Raw genomic sequence first — 17,461 nt, 5'->3', positions numbered from 1 at the left:
ATGCCACGTAGGTGAATTTTCGTTAAAGATCACAAAAAATAAATGGTTATCATGTGTTGTTGTAAGTTGTTTTGTTTATTTGATTCTATAAGTGGGGTTGAGTGGCTTTTTTAAAATGGATTTAATAGGAGTGCGCTTTTTATTTTTTTGAAAACGGCACCTTAATCAGTGGGAAACCCACTTTTGGGTGCCGTTGCTCTGTAGGATAATGAAGGTTACTTGCCTGCTGCGATGCGGTCGCGAATGTGCTGCGCGCGCGCTTCCGAGGCCGGGTGGTCGTCGAACATGCTGCTTTGACGGCCGGCTTCCATTTTCGCCAGTTTTTCAAAGCTGGTGACCAGACCGTTCGGATCGATACCGCGTTGTTTCAGCAGGTCGAACGAGTAGTCATCCGCTTCGCTTTCCTGTTTCTGCGAGAACTGGGCATTCACCAGTTTCTCGCCCATGTCCGCCAGTTGTGACTGTGACAACGAGCCGATGATGCCGCCGGTTGAGGCCGCTGCGGTACGCAACGCCACGGTGCCGTAAGCCACCTGCATCGCCTTGCGAGTATGGCCCAGCGCCACGTGGCCCATTTCATGGCCCAGTACGCCTTCCACTTCATTATCGGTCATCATGTCCATCAAGCCGCTGTAAACGCGGATACAGCCGTTGGCCATCGCCCAAGCATTCACGTCTTTAGTGACGTAAACCTTGTAGTTGGCCGGTGTGCCGTTGATATTATCACCCAGCGCCGCGGCGATTTTGTTCAGACGCTTGGCATAGGTACTGTCAGCCGGCGCGATTTGTGCCTTGCTGTCCATCTCCGCGCAGGATTTATCACTCAGGGTTTTTACGTCGTTATTGCTCAACGTCGCCGCCTGAAACGCCTGTGCGCCAGACTGCATCAGGGTATCGGTATTCAGGTTTTGACAGCCGCTTGCCAAAGTGGCAATGCTTAATGCAATCAAAGAGGTACGGATCTTCATAAAGCCATCTTCCTGTGAAAGTAACAAGGGGGGAGTGCCATTTTAGTTTAGGGAAATCTTGCCGTCTGAGACTAGTGTACGCTGACAATCAGGAAAATAGTGTTATTCCGAAAAACCGACCAATTGTGCTAATAAGTTGTGAACTCGCTCTCATTTGGCATTAGGGATTGCCGTTTTAATGCTGAGTCTGAGAAAATAGAAAACTTGACTGATTTTTTAATCCGACCTGGAGTAAAACATGTCCTCTCGTAAAGAGCTTGCCAACGCCATCCGCGCACTCAGCATGGACGCCGTACAAAAAGCAAATTCCGGCCACCCGGGTGCACCTATGGGCATGGCGGACATCGCCGAAGTCCTGTGGCGTGACTACCTGAACCACAACCCGACCAACCCGCACTGGGCTGACCGTGACCGCTTCGTCCTCTCCAACGGCCATGGCTCCATGCTGATTTACAGCCTGTTGCACCTCACCGGCTACGACCTGCCGATGAGCGAGCTGGAAAACTTCCGCCAGCTGCACTCCAAAACCCCGGGCCACCCGGAATACGGCTACACCCCGGGCGTGGAAACCACCACCGGCCCACTGGGTCAGGGCATCGCCAACGCCGTCGGCTTCGCCATTGCCGAACGCACCCTGGGCGCGCAGTTCAACCGCCCGGGTCATGACATCGTCGACCACCACACCTACGCCTTTATGGGCGACGGCTGCATGATGGAAGGCATCTCCCACGAAGTCTGTTCGCTGGCCGGTACCCTCAAGCTTGGCAAACTGACCGCGTTCTACGATGACAACGGCATCTCCATCGACGGTCACGTCGAAGGCTGGTTCACCGACAACACCGCCGAGCGCTTTGAAGCCTACGGCTGGCACGTGGTGCGTCACGTTGACGGCCACAACCCGGACGCCATCAGGGCCGCCATTGAAGAAGCCCGCAAGGTCACCGACAAGCCGTCGCTGCTGATGTGCAAAACCGTGATTGGTTTCGGCTCCCCGAACAAGGCCGGCACCCACGACGTGCACGGCGCTGCGCTGGGCGCCGCCGAAGTGGCCGCCACCCGCGAAGCACTGGGCTGGAAATACGCCGCCTTCGAAATCCCGCAGGACATCTATGCCCAGTGGGATGCCAAGGAAGCCGGCAAGGCCAAAGAAGCGGCCTGGAACGACAAGTTCGCCGCTTACGCTAAAGCCTTCCCTGAACTGGCTGCCGAGTTCAAACGCCGTGTGAACGGTGAACTGCCGGCCAACTGGAAAGCCGAAGCCAAAGCCTTCGTGGAAAAACTGCAGGCCAACCCGGCCAATATCGCCAGCCGCAAGGCCTCGCAGAACGCACTGGAAACCTTCGGCAAGGTGCTGCCGGAATTCCTCGGCGGCTCCGCTGACCTGGCACCAAGCAACCTGACCATGTGGTCCGGCTCCAAACCGCTCAACGAAGACCTGGCGGGTAACTACATCCACTACGGCGTGCGCGAGTTCGGCATGACCGCCATCACCAACGGCATCGCGCTGCACGGCGGCTTCCTGCCGTACTCGGCGACCTTCCTGATGTTCGTGGAATACGCCCGTAATGCGGTGCGTATGGCGGCGCTGATGAAAATCCGCAACGTGTTCGTCTACACCCATGACTCCATCGGTCTGGGCGAAGACGGCCCGACGCACCAGCCGGTTGAGCAGATGGCCAGCCTGCGCGTGACCCCGAACATGAGCACCTGGCGTCCGTGTGACCAGGTAGAGTCGGCGGTCGCCTGGCAGTACGGCATCGAGCGCAACGACGGCCCGACCACGCTGATTTTCTCACGTCAGAACCTGACCCAGCAGCCGCGTAGCGCAGAGCAACTGGCCAACGTTTACCGTGGCGGTTATGTGCTGAAGGACTGCGCCGGGACACCGGACGTCATTCTGATTGCCACCGGTTCGGAAGTGGGTATCACCGTGGAAGCGGCAGACCAGCTGACTGCGGCGGGCCGCAAGGTGCGCGTGGTCTCCATGCCGTCTACCGATGCGTTCGACAAGCAGGATGCGGCCTACCGTGAATCCGTGCTGCCGGCGGCGGTGAGCGCACGCGTGGCAGTGGAAGCGGGTATCGCGGACTACTGGTACAAGTATGTGGGCCTGAACGGCGCCATCGTGGGCATGACCAGCTTCGGTGAGTCAGCCCCGGCAGAGCAGCTGTTCAAAGAGTTTGGTTTCACCGTGGACAACGTGGTGGCCAAGGCGCAGGCACTGCTGAAATAAGCGGTCCTTCGCAAGCTGATAAAAAAACCGGTCATTGACCGGTTTTTTTTATTTTAGGCCATCGTCCCGGCGCGGCGCGGTGCGCGCAACCGATCGTAAACCGCCGCCAGCGACAGCACTAACAGCGTCGGCTGCAACCAGACCAATCCCTGATCCGCCAACGGCAGTTGATCGAACCAGTCCGGCAGCAGGCCGCTGAAGCTGGAGGCCTTTATTCCGTCGGCGAGGCCAAGCAGCAGACTGGTGGCGATCACCGGTGCGAACACGCGGTTGGCGCTGCGCCAACGGCTCTGGCTAAAGCTGAGCAATACCAGGGCGATGCACGGAGGATAGATGGCCGTCAGCACCGGAATCGATACGCGGATCAGATTGGCCAGCCCGAGATTGGACACCAGCATGGCGAACGCAGCGAGGAGGACCACCAGTGAACGGTAAGACAGCGGCAGATAGCGGGAGAAGAAATCGGCGCAGGCGCAGGTCATGCCCACCGCAGTCACCAGACAGGCGATGAGCATCAGGATGGCCATAAAGACGCTGCCCAAATCGCCGAAGGTGTGCTGTACATAGGCATGCAGGATTGCCGCGCCGTCTTGCCCGTCGGCAACCAGGCCACCGCTGCCGGCACCCAGCTTGAACATGCAGATATAAACCAGTGTCAGGCCGATGCCGGCAATCAGGCTGGCCCACAGAGTGTAGCGCATCAATAACCCCCGATCGTTGACGCCGCGCGACCGTGCGGCGGTAACGATAATCGAGCCGAACATCAGCGCCGACAGCGTGTCCATCGTCAGATATCCCTGCACAAAACCGGTGGAAAACGCCGCGTCCTGATAGCTGCCGCTGGCGAGGATGGGCGCGCCGGCGGGCCAAATCAACGCGGCGACGCCCAGTGCGGCCAGTGCGAGGATCTTCAGCGGTGCCAGAATATGGCCGACGTTATCCAGCAGCCGCCCGGGGTACAGCGAGATAATCATTGCCAGCGTGAAGAACAGCAGGCTGTAGATAAACTGCTGCAGGGCGCCGTCGCCGGTAAAGGGCGCGATGCCCAAAGCGAAAGAAACGTTGGCGGTGCGCGGTGTGGCGAACAGCGGGCCGAGCGCCAGATAGCAGAGGGTAGCCAGCAGCAGGCCGGCCCTGCGGCCGATTGGTGCGGTCAACAGGCTGATGCTGCCGCCGACACGCGCCAGCGCAATCACCGCGATCACCGGCAGGACGACGGCGGTGACGATAAAGCCTGCGGCGGCCAGCCACAGATGTTCACCGGACTGCAGGCCCACCATTGGCGGGAAAATGATATTGCCGGCGCCGACAAACAGGGCGAAGGTCATAAAGCCGAGGGCGATGATGTCTTTGGGAGATAAGCGTGTTGTCATAACGGTATTGCTTTGCCTGTGTACGATAAAAACAACCTGGCGCCGATAAACTCAAGGGCAGGCGCGATGGGCAAACGGGCACCCATAAAAATTTCGGCATGCAGGATATGATATTTTGCCGAGAAAAGCCTGAGTTACGCTGCGATGAATCAGTTCAAAGCTGGAAATAAACCGGTTGCCGGGCAGCAGGGAATAAACGGCAACCGGTTGAAAACGGTACAGACAAATTTATTGATGTCCTGATTCAGCCTGGCGCGCGGGGCTACGCTGACGCCATCGATAATGTAGGCCTTAAAGCGCATTATCGCCTGGAATACGGTGTTTAACTGCAGGTCGTCGTTGATGCCGCGGAAGTGGCGAATTTGCCCCGAATCATGGCGGATAAAGTCTTCCTCGACCGACAGCACAAAAGGCTGGAATTCCAGTCTCTCTATTTATACGCCGGCTTTAATGCCTTCTCGTTATATTCCACGGAGATGATTTCGCCGATGCGTATATCCAGCCTTAAGTATGAAGGGTATAAATAAAAATGAATTATAAGACAGGTTAATTATATGGCTTTCGATTTAATTATTAGCGTATCGGGTATGTTTTGTTTTTATCGAGGTCAATATTCGTGAGGTAAAATCTATTAAGCTAATGTTAAATTAGTTAGTATGCTTTGTAGTGAACCACCAACAGCATTATTTAGGTATTTTTATGGTAATTACCGGCAAGGAAAGCTTCTATCGGCGCAAATCCATTATTGCGCCGTTTTTCCTGATACTGATCTGGTCGACCGGGTTTATAGCCGCTCGCGCGGTGGCGGATCATGCCGATCCCAATCTTTTTCTGACCTTTCGTTTCCTGATCGCCGCCGCAGTTTTTGCCCTGCTGGCCGCCAACTGCGCCTGGCCTAAAGGGCGACAGTTCATCATGCACCTGCTTACCGGCATGCTGATGAACGGCGTTTATCTCGCCGCCAGTTGGTGGGCGGTGGCGAACGGCCTGGCAGCCGGCGTAATGTCATTGATCGGCGGCCTGCAGCCGCTGTTCACGGCGCTGATTTTTGCTTTGGTGCTGCGCAAGCCGATAGGTCTGCGTTCCTGGACGGGGCTGGCGATCGGTTTTATCGGCGTGGCGTTGGTGCTGTCACCGCGACTGACCGGCATCGACGTCGGTAACATGGCGCTGCTGCCCATCCTGCTGGGTTTTGGCAGCATCGTTGCGCTGACGATTGGCATCATGGTGCAGAAGTCTTCGCTGGCGGCGGCGGATCTCCGGGCCGCGGGGGCTATCCAGCATCTTGGCGCGGCATTGGTCACCGGCGTTTTGGCGGCGGTGATGGGATCAGGAGAATGGGATAATTCGCCAACGCTGTGGTTCTCGCTGCTGTGGTCGGCCGGGATATTGTCGCTGGGCGGTACCGCGTTGTTTATCTGGATGGTGCGGCATGGCGATCTGACGCGCATTACCGCGCTGATGCTGCTGGTGCCGCCGGCTGCCGCGTTGCAGGCTTATTTCCTGTTTGGCGAAGCGCTGTCGTTGGTGCAACTGGCGGGGTTTTGCCTGACATTGCTCGGCGTGGCGATCGTACAGAAGATCCGCCTGCTGCGGCGTTCCAAACTGATGCAATAACACCGGTTATTTCGTCCTTGGTTTAAAAACGGGGGTGACCATGGATTTTTTTGACTGAAAAACGTCCAACCTCACAAAACCAAAAGATAAAAAATCAACGGCGTTGCTTAAGAACACTTATTAACTATATGTTAATTTTTAGTTTCTTAAATGTAACCAGGAGTTGATTATGTTGACAAGAATCGGCGCGTCGGTAGTGGCGATCGCTGTACTGGGTGCAGTGCCTGCTTACGCTGAATTCCCGGCAGGCTATCCAGCCGACTATCAAAAAATTGTGGATGGCGCGAAGAAAGAGGGCAAGGTGGTGGTGTACTCCACCACGGATACCAAGGCCGCCGGGCCGCTGATCCAGGGGTTCGAAGCGTTGTATCCTGGCGTTAAGGTCGAATACAACGACATGAACAGCACCGAGCTGTACAACCGCTATATCAGCGAACAGGCGGCGGGGGGCACCAGCGGTGACGTGGTTTGGAGCTCGTCGATGGATACCGCGCTGAAACTGGCGACCGACTATGCACAGGAATACGCTTCGCCGGAACAGGGCCAACTGCCCAAGTGGGCGGTCTGGAAAGATAAAGCCTACGGTACCACCTACGAACCGGTGGTCTTCATCTATAACAAACGGTTGATCCCGCAGGGCGATGTACCGGATTCTCACGCCGCGCTGGCCAAGCTGATTGCCAGTCAGACCGACAAGTTCAAAAAGAAAGTCACCACCTATGACATTGAAAAGTCAGGGTTGGGCTTCATGCTGTCGGTGCAGGACTTCAAGGCCGACCCGAACTATTTCGCCACCCTGGCTGACGTCGCCAAAGGGGGGCTGGCGGTGCAATCTTCTACCGGCACCATGATGGAAAGGGTGTCATCCGGTGAAAACCTGATTGGTTTCAACATCCTGGGTTCCTACGCCGAAGCACGAGCCAAAACCGACCCTTCCCTCGGCATCTCTTATCCGAAGGATTACACCCTGGTGCTGTCGCGCGTGTCCTTTATCAGCAAAGAGGCTGCCAACGGCAATGCGGCAAAACTGTGGCTTAACTACGTGCTGTCGGAAAAGGGCCAGAGCATTCTCGCCAACCAGGCCGATATTCCGTCTATTCGTAACGACATTGAAGGCAAAAACGACATCGACGGCATGACCAAAATGCTCGGCAAAGCGCTCAAACCGATCCCGGTGGATGAAAGCCTGCTGGAGTACCTGCAGCCGGCCAAACGCCTGGATTACATCAAACAGTGGCGTACCGCCGCCGCGAAATAACACAGGATCCGGACGCGCGTCTGCCATTGTGGCGCGCGCCCTTTGGTCGTCGTCGTTTACAACCATCGGGATATATTTATGGAAGCATGGCGCAGAAAGTGGCAAAGCCTGCCGCGCGGCTTGGTGGTATTGATAACCGCACTGGTTATCTACGTGCCGCTGTCGTTTATCGTGATTCAAAGTTTCCTCTCCGCTCCCTTTTTCTCCCCCTCCAAGGTGTTCAGCCTGGAGGCGTTCCAGTTTATTTTTACCGATCCGGACTTCTACAAGGCGCTGAAAAGCGGGTTTATTCTGGCTTTCGGGCTGGTGGTGATCGCCATTCCGCTGGGGGGCATTCTGGCCTTTTTGATGGTCAGAACCGACTTGCCCGGTCGGCGCTTTATTGAACCGCTGATCCTGGTGCCGATCTTTGTCTCGCCGATGGTCTTGGGTTTTGGCTACGTGGTGGCCGCCGGGCCGGTGGGCTTCTTCTCGCTGTGGGCGGAGTCGCTGCTGGGGTTCGTACCCTGGAATATCTATTCGATGGCCAGCATCGTGGTGATTGCCGGGCTGACGCACGTGCCACACGCCTATCTTTATATTTCCTCGGCCTTGCGCAGCGTCGGTTCCGACGTGGAAGAGGCCGCACGAACGGCGGGGGCCTCGCCTTTGCAGGTGATGACTGCCGTTAGCTTGCCGATGGTGCGACCGTCCATTTTGTACGCTGGAGTGCTGCTGTTTTTCCTTGGGCTGGAAGTGTTCGGCCTGATGCTGGTGCTGGGCGATCCGGAAGGCAACCTGGTGCTGGCGACTTACCTGTATCAACTGACCAATAAGCTGGGCACGCCGTCTTACCATCTGATGGCGGCGGTGGCGGTGGTGCTGATCTGCATCACCATTCCGTTGGTGATGTTGCAGCGCCGACTGATGCGCACCGCTAACCGCTTCGTTACCGTCAAGGGCAAGGCGTCGCAGGCGCGGGCGTTGCCGCTGGGGAAATGGCGTTGGGTCGCCGGTGCGGTGGTGGTGTTCTGGCTGACGGTGACCATCGGCGTACCGCTGGTGGGGGTGGTGTTGCGCGCCTTTATCTCCAACTGGGGCGTGGGCGTTTCAATCTGGGACGAACTGTCGCTCAACACTTTCCGCACCATCTGGCAGCAACCCAACCTGCTGCGGGCGATCGTCAACTCGATGGCGATTGGGGTATTCGGCGGTGCGCTGGCGGTGGTTTGTTACCTGTTTATCGGCATCGCCATGCACCGCAAACCCGACGGGGCTACCCGTTTCCTCGATTACAGCGTGCTGGTACCGCGTGCGGTGCCGGGCCTGCTGGCGGGGCTGGCGTTCCTGTGGGTGTTCCTGTTCCTGCCGATGTGGCTGGACAAGTCATTGAAAGAGGGCTGGCTGTCGGCGCTGCCGGTGGCCGAGTGGCTGCGGGAGAACCTGATCGTCTGGCTGCGCTCCTTGCGCAGCACCATCTTTAGCGTTTGGCTGGCGTACACCGTGGTGTGGATGGCCTATGGCCTGCGGCTGATCTCTTCGACGCTGCTGCAGGTCGGCCCAGAGCTGGAGGAGGCGGCGCGCAGTGCCGGCGCGACCCGGGGGCAGATCACCCGTCACGTCACCATTCCGCTGTCGCGCTACGGCCTGATTGGTTCGTGGCTGCTGATGTTCCTGATTTTCGAACGTGAGTATTCCACCGGGGTGTATCTGTTGTCTCCGGGTACCGAAACCATAGGTTCGATGCTGGTTTCTCTATGGGCGGCGGGCGCCATCGATATCGTTGCGGCACTCTCGTTCATTAACATCCTGCTGGTGGTGTTGGGGCTGGGTATTGCCCTGCGCTTTGGAGTGAAATTACATGATTGAACTTTCGGTAGAAAACCTGCATTTAACCTACGGCGACAACCCGGTGTTGAAGGGCGTCTCGATGGATTTAAAGCGTGGCGAGGTGGTTTCGCTGTTGGGGCCGTCGGGCAGCGGTAAAACCACGCTGCTACGGGCGGTTGCCGGGCTGGAGAAACCGACCCAGGGCCGCATTATCATTGGCAGCAATACCGTGTACAACGGCAGCGCGCGCAGCGAAATTCCGGCGGAGGAGCGCAACCTGGGGTTGGTGTTTCAGTCCTATGCCCTGTGGCCGCATAAAACGGTATTTGAAAACGTCGCCTACCCGCTGAAATTACGCAAAATCGCTTCGGCGGAGATCAAGCAGCGGGTGCAGGGCGTGCTCGACCAGCTTGGTCTGGGGCATTTGGGCCAGCGTCATCCGCATCAGTTGTCCGGTGGTCAGCAACAGCGGGTGGCGATTGGACGGGCGCTGGTGTACAACCCGCCGGTTATCCTGCTCGATGAACCGTTATCTAACCTCGACGCCAAGCTGCGCGAAGAGGCGCGGGTGTTCCTGCGTGAGCTGATCATCAAACTGGGGCTTTCGGCGCTGATGGTGACTCACGATCAGAACGAGGCAATGGCCATCTCCGATCGCATCCTGTTGCTCAACAACGGAAAAATCGAGCAGCAGGGTACGCCGCAGGAAATGTACGGTTCGCCGTCGACCCTGTTTACCGCCGAGTTTATGGGCAGCAATAACCGCCTGCACGGCAAGGTTACCGAGGTGAGTGAAGGGAAAGCGCGCATTGAAGGCAAAGACTGGGCGCTGTGGGGCATGGCGGGGGCAGGGGTAAAAGCCGGCGAAGAGGCCACGGCGGTGATCCGCGTGGAGCGCGTGCGGCTGGGAGATGATCCGCAGGGCAATCAGCTTGAGCTGCCGTTGCTGACCAGCATGTACCTCGGCGACCGTTGGGAATACCTGTTCCGCACCGTTGCCGAGGATTTCGTGGTGCGCGCTTATGGCACCGAAGTACGAGGCCAGACACTGTGCCGGCTCTCCCTGCCGCCCGAGCACCTGTGGATTTTTCCTAAAGTTTAAGGCGGAAAACGTCGTTTTTGTTAAAAAATCTGGCGCAAGGCCAAGGATTGGCCAGGAAAAAGTGTGCGCTAGATCATCTTATTCCCGCAAAGTGTCGTTCGGTTGTCAGGCAGACTGTTGCACCTGTTCCTTTTGGTAAAACTTTGGTTTATGCTCGGCTGAAGCGTTTCAGTTGTGGCTGTTTTCAACTGAAATGCCGGAGTGACGCCGGTGAAACCACTGCCGGGTCGAAGGAATAATGCAATGCGACGATTCACAGCGGGTGGTGCGCTAACGTACTCTATGCGGGTTATCCAGATAACCCAGTCAGCGCCCTCTCGACAACGGTGAGTACGCCCGGTGAGGGAAGGCCCTTTTTCAGGAGCAGCATGACAATCCGCATAGCGATAAACGGCTTTGGCCGCATTGGCCGCAGCGTTTTACGCGCACTGTATGAATCGGGACGAAGAGCGGAGATTTCCGTGGTGGCGATCAACGAATTGGCAAACGCCGAGGGGATGGCCCACCTGCTGAAATACGACTCCAGCCATGGCCGCTTTGCCTGGGATGTTCGCCAGGAATGCGACATGCTGACCGTCGGGGACGATACCATTCGCTTGCTGCATCAGCCGGCGGTGGAACAGCTTCCCTGGGGAGAGTTGGGTGTCGACGTGGTACTGGACTGCAGCGGTGTGTACGGCAGCCGGGCAGATGGCGAAGCCCATCTGGCGGCGGGGGCGAAAAAAGTGTTGTTCGCCCACCCAGGCGGTAACGATCTGGACGCCACCATCGTGTTCGGCGTCAACCATCAGACGCTGCTGGCAGAACACCGCATTGTTTCCAATGCGTCATGCACCACCAACTGCATTATTCCGGTGATCAAGCTGCTGGACGATGCCTACAGCATCGAATCGGGCACCCTGACCACCATTCACTCTTCGATGAACGATCAGCCGGTGATAGATGCCTATCATCAGGATTTGCGGCGTACCCGTGCGGCGAGCCAGTCGATTATTCCGGTCGACACCAAGCTGGCCGCGGGCATCACCCGTATTTTTCCGCAGTTTTGCGATCGTTTCGAAGCGATTTCGGTGCGCGTGCCGACCATCAACGTGACGGCCATCGATCTCAGCGTCAGCGTCAGTTCGGCGGTGAAGGTGGCAGAGGTCAACCAGCTGCTGCAAATGGCCGCACGGGGATCATTTCGTGGTATAGTTGACTATACGGAACTACCATTAGTCTCGATCGATTTTAACCATGACCCGCATAGCGCTATCGTCGACGGTACGCAGACCCGGGTCAGCGGTCAGCACCTGATCAAGACCTTGGTCTGGTGTGATAATGAATGGGGCTTTGCCAACCGGATGTTGGATACAACACGGGCAATGGCCGCAAGCGGTTTCTAGTACGGCGGCATCGGCACGACCGATGCGCCGCTCAGGCAACTTTATAGTTTCTAGAGAATCAACCAAGAGGGTTCACCATGTCTGTAATTAACATGTCCGATCTGGATCTGGCCGGTAAACGCGTTCTGATCCGCTCCGATCTGAACGTTCCAGTGAAAGACGGTAAAGTGACTTCCGATGCACGTATCCGTGCCTCCCTGCCGACTATTGAAGCTGCGCTGAAACAAGGCGCCCGCGTGATGGTAACTTCCCACCTGGGTCGTCCTACCGAAGGCGAGTACAACGAAGAATTCTCCCTGCTGCCTGTGGTCAACTATCTGAAAGAACACCTGAAAAATCCGGTTCGTCTGGCTAAAGACTACCTGGAAGGTGTTGACGTTGCAGCAGGTGAACTGGTAGTGCTGGAAAACGTCCGTTTCAACAAGGGCGAGAAAAAAGACGACGAAACCCTGTCCAAAAAATATGCGGCGCTGTGCGACGTGTATGTGATGGACGCCTTCGGTACGGCACACCGTGCGCAGGCTTCCACCCACGGCGTGGGCAAGTTTGCACCTGTCGCCTGTGCTGGCCCGTTGCTGTCTGCAGAACTGGAAGCCCTGGGCAAAGCGCTGAAAAGCCCGGCTCGCCCGATGGTTGCCGTGGTTGGCGGTTCTAAGGTTTCGACTAAATTCGATGTGCTGAACTCGCTGGTGAAAATCGCCGATACGGTGATCGTGGGCGGCGGTATCGCCAACACCTTCGTGGCTATCGATAACAACGTCGGTAAATCTCTGTACGAACCTGACTTCGTCGATGCAGCGAGAAAACTGCGTGACGAGTTTAAAATTCCGGTTCCTACCGATTCTCGCGTAGGTACGGAGTTCTCTGAAACTGCACCTGCCACCTTGAAAAAAGTCAGTGAAGTCAACGATGATGAAGAGATCATGGACTTCGGTGACGAAACCGCGCTGGCTATGGCCAAGTTGCTCAAAGAAGCCAAAACCATTCTGTGGAATGGTCCGGTTGGCGTATTCGAGTTCCCTAACTTCCGTAAGGGTACCGAAATTGTCGCGCGCGCTATCGCAGACAGCGAGGCATTCTCTATCGCTGGTGGTGGTGATACGCTGGCGGCTATCGATCTGTTCGGTATCGAGGATAAGATTTCCTACATCTCTACCGGCGGCGGCGCCTTCCTGGAATTCGTGGAAGGCAAAGCGTTACCGGCAGTTGTGATGCTGGAAGAGCGCGCTAAGCAGTAATTCAGACAACGGGAGGCGAAAGTCGCCCGTTTATTTTATACCGCGCGGCATAGGCGGCGCGGCATGAAAAATCGATTTACATCCATCTACGGCCGACGAAACAGGACAAAGTAACATGTCTAAAATTTTTGATTTCGTAAAACCGGGTGTCATCACTGGTGATGACGTTCAGAAAGTATTCGCAGTAGCTAAAGAGAACAACTTTGCTCTGCCAGCAGTTAACTGTGTAGGTACCGACTCTATCAACGCCGTGCTGGAAACAGCCGCGAAGGTACGCGCTCCGGTTATCGTTCAGTTCTCCAACGGCGGTGCCGCGTTTATCGCCGGCAAAGGCGTGAAGACTGACGTTCCACAGGGTGCAGCAATTCTGGGCGCGATTTCTGGTGCACACCACGTTCATCAGATGGCTGAGCATTACGGCGTGCCGGTTATTCTGCACACCGACCACTGCGCGAAGAAACTGCTGCCATGGCTGGACGGCCTGTTGGACGCTGGCGAGAAGCATTTCGCCGCTACCGGCAAACCATTGTTCTCTTCCCACATGATCGACCTGTCTGAAGAGTCCCTGGAAGAAAACATCGAAATTTGCAGCAAATACCTGACTCGCATGGCGAAAATCGGTATGACCCTGGAAATTGAACTGGGCTGCACCGGCGGTGAAGAAGATGGCGTGGACAACAGCCATATGGACGCATCCTCCCTGTACACTCAGCCAGAAGACGTGGCTTACGCATACGAAAAACTCAATGCGATCAGCCCGCGCTTCACTATCGCGGCGTCCTTCGGTAACGTGCACGGCGTTTATAAGCCAGGCAACGTGAAACTGACCCCGACCATTCTGCGTGATTCTCAGGACTATGTTTCCAAGAAATATAACCTGCCGCACAACAGCCTGAACTTCGTGTTCCACGGCGGTTCCGGTTCTACCGATGCAGAGATCAAAGAGTCCGTAGGTTACGGCGTGATCAAAATGAACATCGATACCGATACCCAATGGGCAACCTGGGACGGCATCCTGCAGTACTACAAAAAGAACGAAGGCTATCTGCAAGGCCAACTGGGTAACCCAGAAGGTGCTGACAAGCCGAACAAGAAATACTACGACCCACGCGTATGGCTGCGTTCAGCCCAGACTTCGATGATTACTCGTCTGGAACAGGCTTTCAAAGATCTGAACGCAGTAGACGTTCTGTAATCTCGGTTAGCTGTTAGCTCTACATGAAGGCTCCCCTCGGGGAGCCTTTTCTATTTCTAGCTCAGCAGGCTGGCGCCGACGTTGATCGACAACCCGAGGATGATCAGGTTGAAGACAAAGGAAATCACCGATTGCAGCAGGGCGATTTTGCGTACCTCGGCCGCGCCGACCGCCACGTCGGCGGTTTGCGACGCCACGGCAATGGTGAAAGAGAAATAGGCGAAGTCCCAATAGGTCGGTTCTTTGAGGTCACCGGGAAACAACAGTGGCAGAGGATCTTGCTGCGCGCCCTGACGATAAAATTGATGGGCATAGTGCATGGTGAACGCGGTGGGCAGCAGCAGCCAGGACACCACCAGCGTGGCGCCGGTCAGCGCCAGATGCAGTGTTTTCAGCGAGTCGCTGACCTGCCTGGTGGTACTGAGCTCAAACAGAATCGACAGAATGCTCACCATGCAGCCAATGCTGACCAGCGCCAGCACTTTACTGGCGCTTTCATCCTGCGTGCGCGCGAGTTGGCGGATATGCTTCGGCGTGCTGACCAGCATCAACCGCCACAGAAACAGCAGGTAGCACCAGGCCAGCAGGTTCCAGCCGAGCATCAGGCGTTGCAATTGACCGAGCCTGTCCGGCAGCAGCAGGTAGCACAGGATGCCCGCAGCGACGGAAAGCAGCAGCCTGGGGCGGACCCGCCAATAGTGTTGAATCGACGATGGCATCTGCATGACGAGCGAAGTTCCTTATCGTTAAAAAGGCGATAGCGCTATGTTCAGCATAGAGGAAGTTCGGCGATTTTTACCGCTTACGGTTGGCATGCTGCGGAAATGTTAGTTAACCTAGGGCGGTGGTTTCCGACTGACGCCAGATGTCAGTTTTTTTGCGAGTTTATCCCCTTAGGGAAAAGTTAGGACGACACGAATGAAAGATCTGAATGTAGTAGACGGCATTAATGGTGCCGGTAACTGGCTGGTGCAGAACCAGGATTTATTGATTCAGTATGCGGTGAACATCGTCGCGGCGATTGTTATTTTCATCATTGGTTCGATCATTGCCCGGGTAGTCAGCAATGCGGTAAACCGAGTGATGAAGCTGCGCGGCATCGATGCCACGGTAGCCGATTTCCTGTCGGCCATGGCGCGTTACGGCATTTTGGCCTTCACCTTTATTGCAGTGCTGGGGCGCGTAGGCGTACAGACTACCTCGGTGATCGCCGTGCTGGGTGCCGCCGGTTTGGCCGTCGGCCTGGCGCTGCAGGGCTCGCTGTCCAACTTCGCCGCAGGCGTATTGCTGGTAGCCTTCCGTCCACTGCGTGCCGGTGAGTATGTCGATCTGGGCGGCGTAGCTGGTACCGTCGACCAGGTGCAGATTTTCTCCACCACGTTGCGCACCGCAGACAACAAAACCATCGTGGTACCGAACGGTAAAATCATCGCCGGCAACATCATCAACTATTCCCGCGAGCCGAACCGCCGTGTGGATATCGTGGTTGGCGTGGCTTATAACGCCGACATCGATGTGGTGAAAAAGGTACTGGGCGATGTGATCGCCGCTGACAAGCGCATCATGCACGCCAAAGGCGTGACCGTGCGTCTGAACGAGATGGCACCTTCTTCACTGAACTTCGTGACCCGCTCCTGGACCACCAATGCCGAGTATTGGAACGTGTACTTCGATCTGATGGAGAACTTCAAGCGCGCGCTGGATGCCAACAACATCGGTATTCCGTTCCCGCAGATGGACGTTCATCTGTATCGCAACGATGCGACCACCGCGAAAGCGGAATAACGGAAAGGGGCCTTGGCCCCTTTTTTATTTGTTCAGTTGGGCAACGCAGGGTTATGCGCAGATGCCCGGCGACTCAAACTGAGCCGGTAGAGCAGGAAGATGGCGGCAGAACCCACCAACACCGGTAGCGCCAGCCAGATAAAGAACGTCTCCGGGGAACCGGCAGCGGCAATCATCCAGGCACCGAGCATGGAGCCGAAGCGGCCACTCGCCATCGCCCAGCTTACCCCGGTGACGCGAGCCGCAGTGGGGTAGATAGTGGCAGAGACCAGATTCAAGCCGTTCTGTGCGCCCGCCACGCCGAAGCCGACAAGGAACACGGTGGCGGCCAGCGTGTAGACATCCCCCATCAGATAACCGGTAGCGCCGACCACCAGCGCGGCACCCAGGTAGGACAGGGCCAGCACCGGGTAAGGCCCAACGCGGTCCATCAGCAGCGCCATCAAGATAGCCCCGAGAGTCCCGCCCAGTGGCACCATCGCGCCAATGCGTGATGCGTGAACGATATCGTAACCGGCGTCCTTGAGAATGCTCGGCAGCCAACTGGTGAGCTGGTAAAACACGAACAGCGAGCAGAAGAACGCGGCCCACAGCAGCAGGGTCCGCACTGCGCGGCCTTCGGTGAACAGATGGGTCATCGGCGACCGCGCCTGCGTTGGGCGCTCGTCATCGAGGATCGCTACGCCAGCCCAGCTTTTGCCAGTGATACGCTCAACCACCTGGCGCAGGCCCGCGGCATGTTTCGGGCTGGAGGCCATAAAGCGTACTGACTCGGGCATCTGCCAGGCCAGCAACGGCAGCAGCAATAACGGCGCTATGCCACCCAACATCAGCACGCCACGCCAGCCGAACACCGGAATAATCTGCCCGGCCAGCAGGCCGCCCAGGGCCAGACCGGCGGTGAAACCGCTCCAACTCAGGGTGACCATGATCATCCGCCGACGTGCCGGGGAGTACTCTGAACTGAGGGTGATGCAGGTGGGCATCGCGCCACCCAAACCAATGCCGGTAATTAACCGCAGCAGGGTCAGCGACTCAATGGAATGGGTATAGGCCGAGGCCAAAGTCCCCCCGCCAAAAATCAGTATCGAAACCAGCAGCACCCGTTTGCGGCCAATGGCATCGGCGACCGGACCGAAGATCAGACTGCCGAGCAGCAGACCGAACAACCCGGCACCAAAGGCGGGGGATAACTGCGCAGGCAACAGATCCCACTCTTCGCGCAGGGCGGGGGCGATATAGCCAATGATGGCGGTATCAAAACCGTCCAGCAGGACGATCAGAAAACACAGGCTGAGGATCAGGATCTGGTAAGGCGAGACCTTGGCGTTGTCGATAATCTCACTGATACGAGCGGTGTTTTGGCTCATGGTAGTTCCACTAAATTGGGCTGGTGTGGAGCTGGCTGGAGGGCAGAATAGGCGTCAGGTTCCGGCTGAAACGGGCCTGAGCCAAAGCCGCTTTGGCTGGCATGGCGTAGAAACCCGAGTATACACCA

At 56.9% G+C, this 17,461-nt stretch carries 14 protein-coding genes; 9 read left to right on the top strand and 5 right to left on the bottom strand.

Translation table 11 applies throughout. The features are described from left to right. Positions 1 to 215 precede the first annotated feature (215 nt). Positions 216 to 968, bottom strand: a complete 753-nt coding sequence (locus SERS4_RS0120915; protein WP_017893903.1) for a M48 family metallopeptidase — start codon at positions 966 to 968, stop codon at positions 216 to 218. A gap of 238 nt (positions 969 to 1,206) precedes the next feature. Between SERS4_RS0120915 and tkt the strand changes: the two genes are divergently transcribed. After that, complete coding sequence (gene tkt / locus SERS4_RS0120910) at positions 1,207 to 3,201, top strand: transketolase (RefSeq protein ID WP_017893902.1); 1,995 nt, start codon at positions 1,207 to 1,209, stop codon at positions 3,199 to 3,201. Between the two features lie 53 nt (positions 3,202 to 3,254). Here the strand turns inward: tkt and brnQ are convergent, their stop codons facing one another. Next, positions 3,255 to 4,574 (bottom strand): branched-chain amino acid transport system II carrier protein, encoded by a 1,320-nt coding sequence (gene brnQ, locus SERS4_RS0120905; protein WP_017893901.1) that lies wholly within the window; start codon positions 4,572 to 4,574, stop codon positions 3,255 to 3,257. Positions 4,575 to 4,723: 149 nt separating this feature from the next. Beyond that, positions 4,724 to 4,981 carry a 2OG-Fe dioxygenase family protein gene (locus tag SERS4_RS0120900; RefSeq protein ID WP_017893900.1) on the bottom strand — a complete coding sequence of 86 codons (258 nt, stop codon included), beginning with the start codon at positions 4,979 to 4,981 and terminating at the stop codon, positions 4,724 to 4,726. Between the two features lie 292 nt (positions 4,982 to 5,273). Here SERS4_RS0120900 and SERS4_RS0120895 point away from each other — a divergent pair, with 292 nt between their 5' ends. The 7 genes from SERS4_RS0120895 to fbaA all read left to right on the top strand — a co-directional run bounded on the left by SERS4_RS0120895 (position 5,274) and on the right by fbaA (position 14,178). Next, the gene (locus SERS4_RS0120895; RefSeq protein ID WP_017893899.1) at positions 5,274 to 6,191 is read left to right on the top strand and encodes a DMT family transporter; all 918 of its coding nucleotides are present in this window, start codon (positions 5,274 to 5,276) and stop codon (positions 6,189 to 6,191) included. A gap of 169 nt (positions 6,192 to 6,360) precedes the next feature. Then, positions 6,361 to 7,449, top strand: a complete 1,089-nt coding sequence (locus SERS4_RS0120890) for an ABC transporter substrate-binding protein (protein WP_017893898.1) — start codon at positions 6,361 to 6,363, stop codon at positions 7,447 to 7,449. A gap of 78 nt (positions 7,450 to 7,527) precedes the next feature. Beyond that, the gene (locus SERS4_RS0120885) at positions 7,528 to 9,297 is read left to right on the top strand and encodes an iron ABC transporter permease (RefSeq protein ID WP_017893897.1); all 1,770 of its coding nucleotides are present in this window, start codon (positions 7,528 to 7,530) and stop codon (positions 9,295 to 9,297) included. Next, positions 9,290 to 10,360 carry an ABC transporter ATP-binding protein gene (locus tag SERS4_RS0120880; RefSeq protein WP_017893896.1) on the top strand — a complete coding sequence of 357 codons (1,071 nt, stop codon included), beginning with the start codon at positions 9,290 to 9,292 and terminating at the stop codon, positions 10,358 to 10,360. Before SERS4_RS0120885 ends, SERS4_RS0120880 begins: the two co-directional genes overlap by 8 nt. Before the next feature lie 368 nt (positions 10,361 to 10,728). Next, a complete protein-coding gene (epd, locus tag SERS4_RS0120875) occupies positions 10,729 to 11,745 on the top strand; it encodes an erythrose-4-phosphate dehydrogenase (RefSeq protein ID WP_017893895.1) in 1,017 nt (338 codons plus the stop codon). Positions 11,746 to 11,822: 77 nt separating this feature from the next. After that, positions 11,823 to 12,983, top strand: a complete 1,161-nt coding sequence (gene pgk / locus SERS4_RS0120870; protein ID WP_017893894.1) for a phosphoglycerate kinase — start codon at positions 11,823 to 11,825, stop codon at positions 12,981 to 12,983. Between the two features lie 115 nt (positions 12,984 to 13,098). Beyond that, positions 13,099 to 14,178, top strand: a complete 1,080-nt coding sequence (gene fbaA / locus SERS4_RS0120865) for a class II fructose-bisphosphate aldolase (protein WP_017893893.1) — start codon at positions 13,099 to 13,101, stop codon at positions 14,176 to 14,178. A 56-nt stretch (positions 14,179 to 14,234) separates the two neighbouring features. Here the strand turns inward: fbaA and SERS4_RS0120860 are convergent, their stop codons facing one another. Then, on the bottom strand, positions 14,235 to 14,903 hold the full coding sequence (locus SERS4_RS0120860; RefSeq protein WP_012146645.1) for a DUF1345 domain-containing protein: 669 nt from the start codon (positions 14,901 to 14,903) through the stop codon (positions 14,235 to 14,237). A 193-nt stretch (positions 14,904 to 15,096) separates the two neighbouring features. Here SERS4_RS0120860 and mscS point away from each other — a divergent pair, with 193 nt between their 5' ends. Next, a complete protein-coding gene (gene mscS / locus SERS4_RS0120855) occupies positions 15,097 to 15,963 on the top strand; it encodes a small-conductance mechanosensitive channel MscS (protein ID WP_017893892.1) in 867 nt (288 codons plus the stop codon). Between the two features lie 32 nt (positions 15,964 to 15,995). Here the strand turns inward: mscS and SERS4_RS0120850 are convergent, their stop codons facing one another. Further along, positions 15,996 to 17,333 (bottom strand): MFS transporter, encoded by a 1,338-nt coding sequence (locus SERS4_RS0120850; protein ID WP_017893891.1) that lies wholly within the window; start codon positions 17,331 to 17,333, stop codon positions 15,996 to 15,998. Between the last annotated feature and the right edge of the window lie 128 nt (positions 17,334 to 17,461).

Origin of the sequence: Serratia sp. S4 (assembly GCF_000347995.1) — a bacterium.
Classification (GTDB): Bacteria; Pseudomonadota; Gammaproteobacteria; order Enterobacterales; family Enterobacteriaceae; genus Serratia; species Serratia quinivorans.
Note: the sequence above shows the minus strand (reverse complement) of the source record. Positions and strands in the feature narration are given on the sequence as shown.

What these genes read in the sequence shown, in the direction of transcription:
- SERS4_RS0120915 (WP_017893903.1), bottom strand. Translation starts at nt 968, where the DNA reads ATGAAGATCCGTACCTCTTTGATTGCATTAAGCATTGCCACTTTGGCA.
- SERS4_RS0120895 (WP_017893899.1), top strand. Translation starts at nt 5,274, where the DNA reads ATGGTAATTACCGGCAAGGAAAGCTTCTATCGGCGCAAATCCATTATT.
- SERS4_RS0120890 (WP_017893898.1), top strand. Translation starts at nt 6,361, where the DNA reads ATGTTGACAAGAATCGGCGCGTCGGTAGTGGCGATCGCTGTACTGGGT.
- SERS4_RS0120885 (WP_017893897.1), top strand. Translation starts at nt 7,528, where the DNA reads ATGGAAGCATGGCGCAGAAAGTGGCAAAGCCTGCCGCGCGGCTTGGTG.
- pgk (WP_017893894.1), top strand. Translation starts at nt 11,823, where the DNA reads ATGTCTGTAATTAACATGTCCGATCTGGATCTGGCCGGTAAACGCGTT.
- SERS4_RS0120880 (WP_017893896.1), top strand. Translation starts at nt 9,290, where the DNA reads ATGATTGAACTTTCGGTAGAAAACCTGCATTTAACCTACGGCGACAAC.
- tkt (WP_017893902.1), top strand. Translation starts at nt 1,207, where the DNA reads ATGTCCTCTCGTAAAGAGCTTGCCAACGCCATCCGCGCACTCAGCATG.
- SERS4_RS0120860 (WP_012146645.1), bottom strand. Translation starts at nt 14,903, where the DNA reads ATGCAGATGCCATCGTCGATTCAACACTATTGGCGGGTCCGCCCCAGG.
- SERS4_RS0120850 (WP_017893891.1), bottom strand. Translation starts at nt 17,333, where the DNA reads ATGAGCCAAAACACCGCTCGTATCAGTGAGATTATCGACAACGCCAAG.
- epd (WP_017893895.1), top strand. Translation starts at nt 10,729, where the DNA reads ATGACAATCCGCATAGCGATAAACGGCTTTGGCCGCATTGGCCGCAGC.
- fbaA (WP_017893893.1), top strand. Translation starts at nt 13,099, where the DNA reads ATGTCTAAAATTTTTGATTTCGTAAAACCGGGTGTCATCACTGGTGAT.
- mscS (WP_017893892.1), top strand. Translation starts at nt 15,097, where the DNA reads ATGAAAGATCTGAATGTAGTAGACGGCATTAATGGTGCCGGTAACTGG.
- brnQ (WP_017893901.1), bottom strand. Translation starts at nt 4,574, where the DNA reads ATGACAACACGCTTATCTCCCAAAGACATCATCGCCCTCGGCTTTATG.